At 37.1% G+C, this 11,333-nt stretch carries 12 protein-coding genes and 3 tRNA genes; 14 read left to right on the top strand and 1 reads right to left on the bottom strand.

The features are described 5' to 3' along the window. From G558_RS0111885 to G558_RS13265, 8 genes are all read left to right on the top strand, one after another. Positions 1-77, top strand: a tRNA-Ile gene (locus G558_RS0111885). A gap of 23 nt (positions 78-100) precedes the next feature. Next, positions 101-177 (top strand) — tRNA-Ile (locus G558_RS0111880). 10 nt (positions 178-187) lie between these two features. Beyond that, positions 188-263: transfer RNA gene (locus tag G558_RS0111875), tRNA-Phe, on the top strand. 135 nt (positions 264-398) lie between these two features. Next, positions 399-1,325: a DUF2232 domain-containing protein gene (locus G558_RS0111870; RefSeq protein WP_028830328.1), complete on the top strand. Its 927-nt coding sequence runs from the start codon at positions 399-401 to the stop codon at positions 1,323-1,325. Between the two features lie 9 nt (positions 1,326-1,334). Next, positions 1,335-3,311, top strand: coding sequence for a DHH family phosphoesterase (locus G558_RS0111865; protein WP_028830327.1), 1,977 nt, complete (start codon positions 1,335-1,337; stop codon positions 3,309-3,311). Continuing rightward, on the top strand, positions 3,312-3,761 hold the full coding sequence (rplI, locus tag G558_RS0111860; protein WP_028830326.1) for a 50S ribosomal protein L9: 450 nt from the start codon (positions 3,312-3,314) through the stop codon (positions 3,759-3,761). Positions 3,762-3,830: 69 nt separating this feature from the next. After that, positions 3,831-5,141 carry a replicative DNA helicase gene (gene dnaB / locus G558_RS0111855; protein WP_156888571.1) on the top strand — a complete coding sequence of 437 codons (1,311 nt, stop codon included), beginning with the start codon at positions 3,831-3,833 and terminating at the stop codon, positions 5,139-5,141. A 2-nt stretch (positions 5,142-5,143) separates the two neighbouring features. After that, complete coding sequence (locus G558_RS13265) at positions 5,144-5,737, top strand: GNAT family N-acetyltransferase (RefSeq protein WP_051188681.1); 594 nt, start codon at positions 5,144-5,146, stop codon at positions 5,735-5,737. Between the two features lie 37 nt (positions 5,738-5,774). On the opposite strand, the gene dapB is transcribed toward G558_RS13265, so the two are convergent. Then, entirely contained in the window at positions 5,775-6,575 is an 801-nt protein-coding gene (dapB, locus tag G558_RS0111845) for a 4-hydroxy-tetrahydrodipicolinate reductase (protein WP_028830324.1), read from the bottom strand. A gap of 297 nt (positions 6,576-6,872) precedes the next feature. Between dapB and G558_RS0111840 the strand changes: the two genes are divergently transcribed. The 6 genes from G558_RS0111840 (at position 6,873) to hpf (ending at position 11,176) form a co-directional block, all read left to right on the top strand. Further along, a complete protein-coding gene (locus G558_RS0111840) occupies positions 6,873-7,073 on the top strand; it encodes a 4Fe-4S binding protein (protein ID WP_028830323.1) in 201 nt (66 codons plus the stop codon). Then, a complete protein-coding gene (locus G558_RS0111835; RefSeq protein WP_028830322.1) occupies positions 7,066-8,205 on the top strand; it encodes a 2-oxoacid:acceptor oxidoreductase subunit alpha in 1,140 nt (379 codons plus the stop codon). Before G558_RS0111840 ends, G558_RS0111835 begins: the two co-directional genes overlap by 8 nt. Beyond that, entirely contained in the window at positions 8,198-9,010 is an 813-nt protein-coding gene (locus G558_RS0111830) for a 2-oxoacid:ferredoxin oxidoreductase subunit beta (RefSeq protein WP_028830321.1), read from the top strand. The genes G558_RS0111835 and G558_RS0111830 overlap by 8 nt, the downstream gene beginning before the upstream one ends. Before the next feature lie 13 nt (positions 9,011-9,023). After that, positions 9,024-9,563 (top strand): 2-oxoacid:acceptor oxidoreductase family protein, encoded by a 540-nt coding sequence (locus G558_RS0111825; RefSeq protein ID WP_028830320.1) that lies wholly within the window; start codon positions 9,024-9,026, stop codon positions 9,561-9,563. Further along, positions 9,563-10,543 (top strand): adenosylcobinamide-phosphate synthase CbiB, encoded by a 981-nt coding sequence (gene cbiB / locus G558_RS0111820; protein WP_051188680.1) that lies wholly within the window; start codon positions 9,563-9,565, stop codon positions 10,541-10,543. Before G558_RS0111825 ends, cbiB begins: the two co-directional genes overlap by 1 nt. 90 nt (positions 10,544-10,633) lie before the next feature. Next, positions 10,634-11,176: a ribosome hibernation-promoting factor, HPF/YfiA family gene (hpf, locus tag G558_RS0111815; RefSeq protein ID WP_028830318.1), complete on the top strand. Its 543-nt coding sequence runs from the start codon at positions 10,634-10,636 to the stop codon at positions 11,174-11,176. The last annotated feature ends 157 nt before the right edge of the window (positions 11,177-11,333 follow it).

Here is an 11,333-nt window from a genome sequence, read left to right as displayed (position 1 = left end):
GGGCCTATAGCTCAGGTGGTTAGAGCGCACGCCTGATAAGCGTGAGGTCGCTGGTTCGAGTCCAGCTAGGCCCACCATTAGCTTTAAATTAAAAATAAATGGGCCTTTAGCTCAGTTGGTTAGAGCGCCCGGCTCATAACCGGTAGGTCCGGAGTTCGAGTCTCTGAAGGCCCACCATTTATTTTTTGCCCAAATAGCTCAGTCGGTAGAGCAGAGGACTGAAAATCCTCGTGTCGCTGGTTCGATTCCGGCTTTGGGCACCAATAAAACCCTCTATGAATTCTATTCTTAGTGGGTTTTTTATTATGCACATGGATGAAAAAAAATTCTACTTATGATATAATAAATAGTAAAGTAAAAATTGAGCAATTTATTTTGAACGACGAAGGAGTGATTATTTGCAAAATGTATTTTTCAGATATAACAGAGACAAAAAAGAAGCTTTTTTAGAAACAATTAAGTATACAATACTGGTAGTTATGCTGCTGGTTATGATAAGATTGGTACCCTTATTCAGTTTAGCGGCTGTCCTCTTGCCAAGCATTCTGGCAATTATCACATACAGGAATGGAATGGCACTTTCATTTATTTCATCGCTTATAACTGCGCTTTCAGCCTCGGTTTTTATGGAACCACTGGTAGTCATATATATGGCATTTACGGTTGGAGGTGTAGGCATGATAATTGGAGAATTATCATACAGAAAAAGAAAACCTGCGCTTGCTATATTTGCTGGGGCCTTTATGGTTACACTTAACATCTTGCTTCTTATGTTTGCAGAAGCCAGTATGCTCAAAGTGGATTTGCTTGACTATATAATTAATATTTACAGGGAATCCTTTGAAATTCAAAAAACAACTATGGGATTAGACATGGACGTAGATACCTTCTTGCTCAATCTGAGAAGGACCTTCCCGGGTATGGTTGTATGTATGGGATTTGCAATATCATCTATAAATTATTTTTTAACTGGAACCATACTGACAAGGATAACAAAAAGAAAAGAAATGTCATCCTTATCTGAATTTACACTTCCGGGCAATGTTTTCGGAGGTATGCTGATAATATATTTAATGACAGTAATGCTTAACTATACTGAATTTATATATAAAGAAACATTGATACTTAACTTGACGATAATATTTGGGATGCTTTTTTTCCTGCAGGGACTTGCGTCAATTAACAATTTTATGAGTAAGAGGCTCAGACCATTTCCCAGAAATGTGATAACAGTTATCTTGTGTACTGTTATGCCTTTGTACACATTTGTTGTTGCCATTGGTTTTGTTGATGCAATAATGAACTTGCGCAGATTGAAAAAGTAAAGGTGGATTATGAAGGAAAATATGAAGTACATTCAGCTGAATAATGTTTTTCTTATAATAGCTTCACTTATAGTGGGATATTATAATATATGGGCTGGAATTGTTATGGCGGTTATATGTGTCATATCCATAAGAAAACAGATTATAGAAAAACAAAAGTATGATGAAAAAATGGATTCGTATGTTGAGACATTCAACATGACAATGGACTACAAGACCAGGCAATCAATCAGTAACCTTAATCTTCCTCTTTGTATGTGTAATACAGAAGGCATAATAGTGTGGTACAATAAAAGGTTTTCTGAGATGGTTGGTAAAAAAGGGCTTTTTGGAGACAAAATCAGTGAATATTTTTATGAGATAGAAATGGACATAATTATTGAAAATGCAAACGGTTCTTTTGATATAGACAAAAAAGAAGAAAGATATTTCAAGGCGATTTACACTTTGAACAAATCAAAAGAAGAAAAAGATAATACTGTAATGATATATTTTCAGGATGTCACTGATTTAGAAAATATGAAACTCTTGTATGAGCACAGCAAACCAGTTGTTATAACTGCAAATGTAGACAGTTTTGACGAGGTGTTTGATTCTACAGATGAAAAAAACAGGCCACAGCTGGAGGCTGAAATTGAAAGGCTCATGAAAACTTGGGCAGAAGAGCACAAACTTGCAATAAGAAAAATTTCCAAAGATAAATATTTCATGGTAACTACAGAAGATGAGCTTATCAAAATGGAAGAAGAACGTTTTTCCATACTTGACAGTATAAGAAGTATTGATATCAAAAACCTTATTCCTATTTCTATTTCTATGGGTGTATCACCTTTTGTGAACTCCCTGAGAGAGACCCAGCTTATAAGCAACTCTGCGCTTGATATATCCCTTGGAAGAGGTGGCGATCAGGTAGCCATAAAAAGAAATGACAAGTACTTTTTTTACGGTGGAAAGTCAAAGGCAATAGAGAAAAAGACAAGAGTAAAGGCAAGAATAATTGGATATGCACTGAGAGATCTTTTAAATGAATCAAAGAATGTTCTTGTTATGGGCCACCAGTTTCCAGATCTTGACTCTCTGGGGTCTTCTCTTGGAGTAGTAGCTATTGCAGAAATGCTTGGTAAAGAAGCAAAGATAGTAATTGAAGCTCCAAATTCATCGATTGATGTACTATATAACAGAATAAAATCAAGTGAGGAATACGGAAATGTATTTATAAAATCAGAAGAAGCCATAAGATATATGACAAGCGACACACTTCTGGTAGTTGTAGACACCCATAATCCGAAATTTACTGAGGTTCCAAGGCTTGTTGACAAGTCCGATAGAATAGTAGTCATTGACCACCATAGAAGAGGACCGGAATTCATAGAAAAAGCAGTACTTGTATACCATGAGACCTATGCTTCATCTGCGAGTGAGATGGTGACAGAGCTCGTTCAGTATATAAAAGAAAGACCAAAGCTTAATCCTCAGGCTGCAGAAGCACTTCTTTCTGGGATAACCCTGGACACTAAGAATTTCACCTTTAAGACTGGAGTCAGAACTTTTGAAGCTGCAGCATTTTTACGAAAGCATGGAGCAGACACTGTATCTGTAAAAACTCTTTTCCAGGGAGACATGGAAAGCTTTATGATAAAAGCCGAGGCGCTTAACAAAGTAAGAATATTTGAAGAAAAGATAGCTATAACATATTGTCCAAAGACAATGGACAACCCACAGCTTATTGCATCACAAATTGCAGATGAGCTTCTCAACCTCAAGGGAGTCCAGGCTTCATTTGTAATCGCAAGCAGCAGAGGGAAAGAAGTGCAGATAAGTGCAAGATCTCTTGGCGACATAAATGTGCAGATAATAATGGAAAAACTTGGAGGTGGCGGTCACATAGAGACGGCTGGCACTCAAATCAGGGATATAACAATTGAAGAAGCACTTGATAAAGTGGAAGAACAAATTTCACTGTATTTAAAAGAGGAGGAAAAATAAATGAAAGTAATATTTCTTAAAGACGCAAAAGGTACTGCTAAAAAAGGCGAAATCAAAGAAGTAAGTGACGGTTATGCAAGAAATTTCCTTATCGCTAAAGGAATTGCTAAAGAAGCATCGCAGGCAAATCTAAATGACCATAAGCAACAGGAAAAATCCAGAGAGCTAAAGATTCAAAAAGAAGAAGAAGAAGCTGTAGCACTAGGTGCGAGCCTTAAAGACGCAAAAGTGACTATATCTGCTAAATCAGGAGAAGGCGGAAAGCTGTTTGGTGCGATTACATCAAAAGATATAGCAGATCAGATGAAAAAGCAGCATAATGTAGAGTTTGATAAGAGAAAAATACTTCTTACGGATCCTATAAAATCGCTGGGTACTGTGAATGTAGAAGTAAAGCTGCATCCAAAGGTTTCAACATCAATAGTAGTGGAAATAATAGAAAAGAACTAAATCCAAAAGCCATGGCAAAGCCGTGGCTTATATAATAAAGTTGAGGTGTTATATTTGGAAGGCAAAATCATGCCATATGCAATAGAAGCGGAACAGTCGGTACTGGGAAGTATATTGCTTGATAAAGATCTTATTATAGTAGTAATTGATATAGTAAGCAAAGATGATTTTTATTCAGACCAGAATGCAGAAATATATGATTCTATGCTGACTCTCTTTAAGAACAGCGAACCTATAGACCTTATAACTATAGTTAACGAACTGAGAAAGCGAAATCTCCTTGAAAAAGTTGGAGGAATACCATATATAACTTCACTGTCTTCAGCTCCTGATTTTACAGCTCATATTACAAAATATGCGGCTATAGTAAAGGAAAAATCAATACTTCGAAAGCTCATAAAAACATCTACAAATCTTATGCAAAAAAGTTATGACCAGAGCATGCCGATTCAGGAGATACTTGATTTTGCAGAAAAATCCATATTTGACATAGCACAGGAAAAAGATCAGAGAGGTCTTGTAAAGATTGAAAATGTCCTTGCTGACAGCTTTGAGATTCTTCAGGATCTTTATATGCGAAAAGACAAGATGACAGGAATCACTACAGGCTTTATTGATCTAGACAGAAAAATAAACGGACTTCAAAAGACAGACCTTATCCTTATTGCAGCCAGACCTGCTATGGGAAAGACTGCATTCAGCTTAAATATAGCTCAAAACGCAGCCATAAAAGGAAATGCATCTGTAGCACTGTTCAACCTTGAAATGAGCAAAGAACAGCTAATACAGAGGATGATATCATCAACCAGCCATGTAGAGCTTAACAAACTTAAAAATGGTAATATAGAAGATGATGAGTGGCCAAAGATCACAACGGGAATGGGTATACTTCAGAGCACAAATATATATATAGATGATTCACCTGGAATTACCGCAGTAGAGTTAAGGTCGAAATGCAGAAGGCTAAAAGTTGAAAAAGGATTGGATCTTGTACTCATAGACTACCTCCAGCTTATGGAAGGTGACGGAAGGACAGAGAGCCGTCAGCAGGAGATATCCAAGATATCACGTTCTCTCAAGATTTTAGCAAAAGAACTGCAATGCCCGGTAATAGCCCTTTCACAGCTTTCCAGAGCTGTTGAGCAAAGATCAGACCATAGGCCTATGCTCTCAGACCTTAGAGAATCTGGGGCTATAGAGCAAGATGCTGACCTTGTAATGTTTCTTTATAGAGATGATTATTACAATCCTGACTCCGAGCAAAAAAATATTACTGAAATAATAATAGCAAAGCACAGACATGGAGAAATCGGTACAATACCGCTTACCTGGTTTGGTCAGTATCAGCTTTTCAAGGATGCATCTAATTTTGGAGGTTAAACTTGATTTGGGGAGATAGAATAAGACTAAAAAGACTTGAACTTGACGATATAAAAAAGATGATGAACTGGGGAGTGAATGAGGATGTTTTGTTTGCAGATTACAATTTCCCAGATTTCAGTCAAGCTGAGCAAAAAATGTGGTTTGCCACTAAAAACCAGCATGGCAGAAGATGTTACTGTATATTTAACAAAGAGAACAGGTTAATAGGATATATAGCACTTAGAAAGCTCAACTACCTTGAGAGGTCAGGTGAAATAGGAATTGTTATAGATCCTCTTTATCACAACATGAATTTCGGCACTGAGGCTATAAGTCTTTTTTTGAAATGGTATTTTACAAAATTCAAATTTAACAGGCTTAATCTCATAGTAGCTTCATATAACAGGAGAGCTGTAAGGTGTTATGAAAAAATAGGCTTTAGTGTAGTAAAGACTTATTATGACAAATTTTATAACGATGAATTTGACCCATTTGATGGAAATAATCCTGAAATGGAAAAATATTTTAGAAAAACCTTATACGGGACACAGACTCAGTACATGAAAATGAGTATAAAAAAAGAAGAATTTATAACAGATATAAAAAACGATTGAGACCCTTAGTCTCAGTCGTTTTTTTAGAAGTGCAGTTTTAAAGATTTATTACATCTTTTGTGCTGTACATGCCAGGTTTCTGGTCTTGAAGAAATTTTGCGCAGTCGCATGCACCGCGAGCGAAACATGTCCAGTTGTAAGCATGATGAGTTATCTCGAGTCTTTCGCCCATCATACCAAAAATCACAGTATGGCTGCTGGAAATATCACCAGATCTTACACAGTGATAGCCGATTTCCTTATCAGGCCTTTTGCCCTTACCACTGCGTCCAAATTTTGCGACTTCCTCAAACTCGAGATTTAGATTTTCAGCTATAATGTGACCCATTTCCTTAGAAGTTCCACTTGGGGCGTCGAGCTTATTTCTGTCATGCATCTCAATTATCTCTATATCACTGGAAGGGCCGATTATCTTTGTGGCCATTTCAAGAAGTTTGTTCATGCAGTTTACAGCGCTGGAAGTATTTGCGGCATAAAGCACAGGAATTTTTTCAGAGGCAGTTTTAAATTCTTTCATTTCTTCTTCTGTGAACCCTGTTGTACCACACACTAGTGGTTTTTTATGCTCAAGAGCTTTTTTCAGGATGTTTTGAGATACTTCTGTAATTGAAAAATCGATTACAACATCGCAATTCATTATCGCAGCATCTATGTCATCGTAAACAGGCGCACCGGTCATTATTCCCAGCCCTGCAGCCATGCCGGAGTCTTGGCCTATATAGTCTCTGCCTTTTGGAGCAAGTGAGCCACAAAGGACCATATCTTGTCTTTCGTGAACGATTTGAATTATAAGTCTCCCCATTTTTCCTCTTGGTGCGACAACTAATATTTTTTGCATAAGAACCTCCTTGAAAATTATTTTATGTCAATATTATATCAATTATTCTGTCTTTTTGGAAGCTGATTTTTTTGATATAATTTAACTTCATGAAATGAATTAACTGAATTATGAACATTCATTTTTTACGAATATTTTATATTAAAATACGCTTTAGTTATGAAATATGAAAGTTTCAAAAGGCATTCATGCAGCTTAAATATCATTGATACAAAAAATGAAATTAATCTTGCATATTTCTGACAAAAATGATATAATTTAGGCATACTCAGATTGGAAACGGAGGAAAAAATCAAAGTGGGCAAAAAGGTTGTAGTAGACAAGAAATGGTGCAAAGGCTGCGGTATATGTGTAGCATTTTGTCCCAAAAAAGTACTTGGACTTGTAGATGGAAAGATTGAGATAGAAAGACCTGAAGACTGTATCAAATGTGGTCAGTGTGAGCTAAGATGTCCAGACTATGCAATATATTTGGAGGAAGGTACTGAAAATGAGTAAAAAAGTCGTATTAATGCAAGGTAACGAAGCTTGTGTTCATGGAGCACTATATGCAGGGATGGAGTTTTTTGCAGGATACCCTATAACTCCCTCAACAGAAATAGCAGAGGTTTCATCTGAAATGCTTCCTAAGATTGGCGGAAAGTTTATTCAGATGGAAGATGAAATCGCTGGGATAGCAGCTTGTATCGGAGGTTCTATAGCAGGAAAAAAATCTATGACGGCTACAAGTGGTCCAGGCTTTTCTCTTAAGCAGGAGAACATTGGATATGCATGCATAGCTGAAATACCATGCGTTATAGTGAATGTTCAAAGATGCGGACCAAGTACAGGGCTGCCTACTTCTCCTGCGCAGGGAGACTATATGCAGGCAAAATGGGGGACTCATGGAGACCATCCTGTGATTGCACTTTCCCCTACAACGGTAAGAGAAACATTTGAGCTGACAGTCAAGGCCTTCAATTTTGCAGAAAAATTCAGGACCCCGGTAATACTTCTTATGGACGAAGTAGTAGGCCACCTCAGAGAAAACATGGAAATGCCAGAGCCAGGAGAACTTGAGGTTATTGATAGAAAAAGACCCCAGTGTTCGCCTGAAGAGTATAAGGCCTATGAAACGACAGAAGATCTGGTACCCCCTATGGCTGATTTTGGTACAGGCTACAGGTATAATATAACTGGGCTCTTCCATGATGAAACAGGATTTCCTACAAACAACACTCAAGTCGCAGGAAAACAATTAGACCGAATTATGAATAAAGTAGAAAAAAACTTTGATGAAATTAATATATATGAAGAATATATGCTTGAAGATGCCCAATACTCTTTTATAACTTTTGGAGGAATGGCAAGATCGGTAAAAGAAGCTATAAGAAGTCTTCGAAAAAATGGTATACGTGTAGGAGCCTTTATTCCAAAAACAGTATGGCCTTTCCCTGAAAAACAGGTACAAGACCTTGTTTCAAAAATGGAGAGAGTATTTGTTGCAGAGATGAACCTGGGCCAGATGATACTCGAAGTTGAGAGAGCTTCTGACCAAAGATCGAAAATACACGGAATTAACAAGGCAAATGGTGAAATTATAACGCCAGAAGAGATAATTAAGAGCTTTATGGAGGTATACAATGCCTAGTCAAATAGTACTTGATAATTTTAGAGTAAATAAATTACCGCATATATGGTGTCCGGGATGTGGGCATGGAATACTTATGAGGGCCATAACTGTAGCTATAGAAGAACTTAATCTGGATAAGGATAAAGTATGCATAGTTTCGGGGATAGGTTGTTCTTCAAGGGCGGCAGGATACATGGATTTTTCAACACTTCACACCACCCATGGAAGAGCACTAGCCTTTGCAACTGGACTCAAAATGGCAAATCCTGAATTACATGTCATAGTAATTACAGGGGACGGTGACTGCTCGGCAATAGGTGGAAACCATCTTATACATGCATGCAGAAGAAACATCGACATAACAACAATAGTATTCAACAACAATATATACGGCATGACAGGTGGGCAATACTCTCCTACAACACCTCATATGGATAAGGGAACTACGGCTCCATATGGAAATATAGATAAACCCTTTGATATATGCCAGCTGGCAAAAGGAGCAGGAGCTACTTATGTCGCAAGATCGACAGCTTATCATGCAAAGCAGATGATAAATTATGTAAAAAAAGGCATCCAGCACAAGGGATTCTCAATAGTCGAGGGGATGAGTTCATGTCCTACTTATTATGGCAGAAAGAACAGAAAAGGTTCTGCGGTAGATATGATAATGGATCTTAAGGATACCTATGTAGATATAAAGGCAAAAGATAAAATGAGCTCTGAGCAACTTGAAGGAAAACTATTTATGGGTGAATTTCATGAATCTGTAGAGCCGGAATACACTCAGTTATATCAGGAAATCATTGATAGATTCAAATAAGGAAGGAAGAGCTATGAAAACTGAAATAAGATTAAGTGGTTCGGGTGGACAAGGTGTAATACTTGCTGGTATAATTATTGCTGAGGCAGCAATCTCCGTGGGGCACAATGCAGTGCAGAGCCAGTCATACGGCCCAGAGGCAAGAGGGGGAGCAAGTAAAGCGGAAGTAATAATTAATGATGAGGACATATACTTTACAAAAGTACTTAAACCTGATATTATGCTTTCCATGACTCAAGATTCATATGAAAAATACAATCATGATATAAGTGCTGACGGCATTCTCATAATAGATGACAGCATAATTCCTAATTGTATTAACTGTAAGATATATTCTCTGCCAATAATAAAAACGGCAAGAGATGTTCTCAACAAACCTATGGTAGCAAATATAGTGGCGCTTGGAGCAATTTCTGAACTGATAGAAGGATTTGACGTTATAGCAATGGAAAATGCTATAAAGGCAAGGATACCTCAAGGAACTGAGGAAATAAATATGAGAGCCTTTCAAGAAGGAAGAAAGATGATCCAGGACAGCCAGAAGGAGAAATAATGACACAACTGGATACTCTAAGAGCGATAAGTATACCGGCATCACTGATTTTAGCATACATTATAGACAGGATGCTCGGAGATCCATATAATTTTCCTCACCCTGTGAGATTTATAGGAAAATTAATAAAACACATAGAAATATTAATAAGGAAAACCTGCCATTCTTCACGAAGCTTGAAGATTGGCGGGTTATTCCTATTTTTAACTACAGTAGGTATTTCCTGGGGCCTGACCTGGCTAATCACAGATCTGGCATTTGAGCTTAATTTTTATGCAGGAGCTGTAATTCAGACGATTTTTATGTATACCTGCATAGCATCAAAATGTCTCTATGATGAGGGAATAAAAGTATACGAGAGTGTAAGGTCTGGAGATATTGAAAAAAGCAGGAAACAGATCTCTTACCTGGTGGGAAGAGATACCTCCCAGCTTTCTTTTGAAGAGATAATAAGAGCTAGTGTTGAAACTATAGCAGAAAATACAGTAGATGGAGTTGTGGCTCCCATGTTTTATGCAATTATAGGTGGAGCGCCACTTATGATGGCATACAAGGCGGTCAACACACTCGATTCAATGGTAGGTTACAAGAATGAAAAGTATGAAGACCTGGGCTTTTTTTCAGCAAAAATTGATGATATATTCAACTTTATACCAGCCAGGATATCCCTTGCAGGATTTGTGTATGCTTGCCTTGTAAAAGGTCAAAATCACAGTAATTGCGTAAAAATAGCTATCAGAGACAGAAAAAAACACAAGAGTCCAAACTGTGCATATCCAGAGGGCGCGGTAGCAGGTGCTCTTGGAGTTCAACTTGGCGGAACCAATGTATACTTTGGACAAACCGTTGTAAAACCCGTCATTGGGGATAAGATAAGGCCCATTGAAGCATACGATATAGTTTTGACCTGTGATCTCATGAAGTGGTGTGGATTCTTTATGATGTTCATATTCGTACTTGTATGGTACATGGCAATTTAATTTTATTCAAAGAAAATGTTTGAACAAGTGCTAAAAGAGGTATAATAATAGTACCAATGGTAGCTGATACCAACGAAAGGGGAGTTTTATATGTTAGTAAACATTTTAGGAAGAAATCTTAGGATAACAGAAGCAATGGAGGCCAATTTTGAAGAGAAATTATCAAGATTGGACAAGTATTTCAGCAAAGAACAGGAGGCTAAGGTAAAAGTAGCAACTTTCAAAAATGAGCAGAAAGTGGAGATAACAATTCCCTTTGAAAATGGAATGGTAAGAGCAGAAGCTTCAGATTTAGATGTGTACAATGCGCTTGATTTATCAGTTGAAAAATTAAAAAAACAACTTACAAGGCATAAAGATAAATTAATGAAGAGAGCTCATCATTCAATTAGATTTGAAAATATTGGAGAATTTAGTCCTCAAGAAGATGATATAATTATTGAAGAAGGACAAGATCAGATAATAAAAAGAAAATCATTTGAATATAGGCCAATGTCTGAGGAAGATGCAATATTACAGTTAGAAATGCTGGGACATGAATTTTTCGCATTTCTCAATCATGAAACAGATAAGATATCCGTAGTATACAAGAGAAATGATGGCTATTACGGTCTGATAGAACCTAAAGTATAAAACAATAAAGAAAATATAAAAATGCCGGCATATAGCCGGTTTTTTTATGCAAAAAAAAAAAGAAGGGGCTGTCGGGAAATAGCCCCCAAAGAAAAAAGCGACTAGTTCGCTTTTTTTAATGCAAAAAAAACAAAAAAAAATGACAAAATATATTGCC

The sequence above is a fragment of the Proteocatella sphenisci DSM 23131 genome (genome assembly GCF_000423525.1).
Classification (GTDB): domain Bacteria; phylum Bacillota; class Clostridia; order Peptostreptococcales; family Filifactoraceae; genus Proteocatella; species Proteocatella sphenisci.
This window is presented reverse-complemented; position numbering and strand designations above follow the sequence as displayed.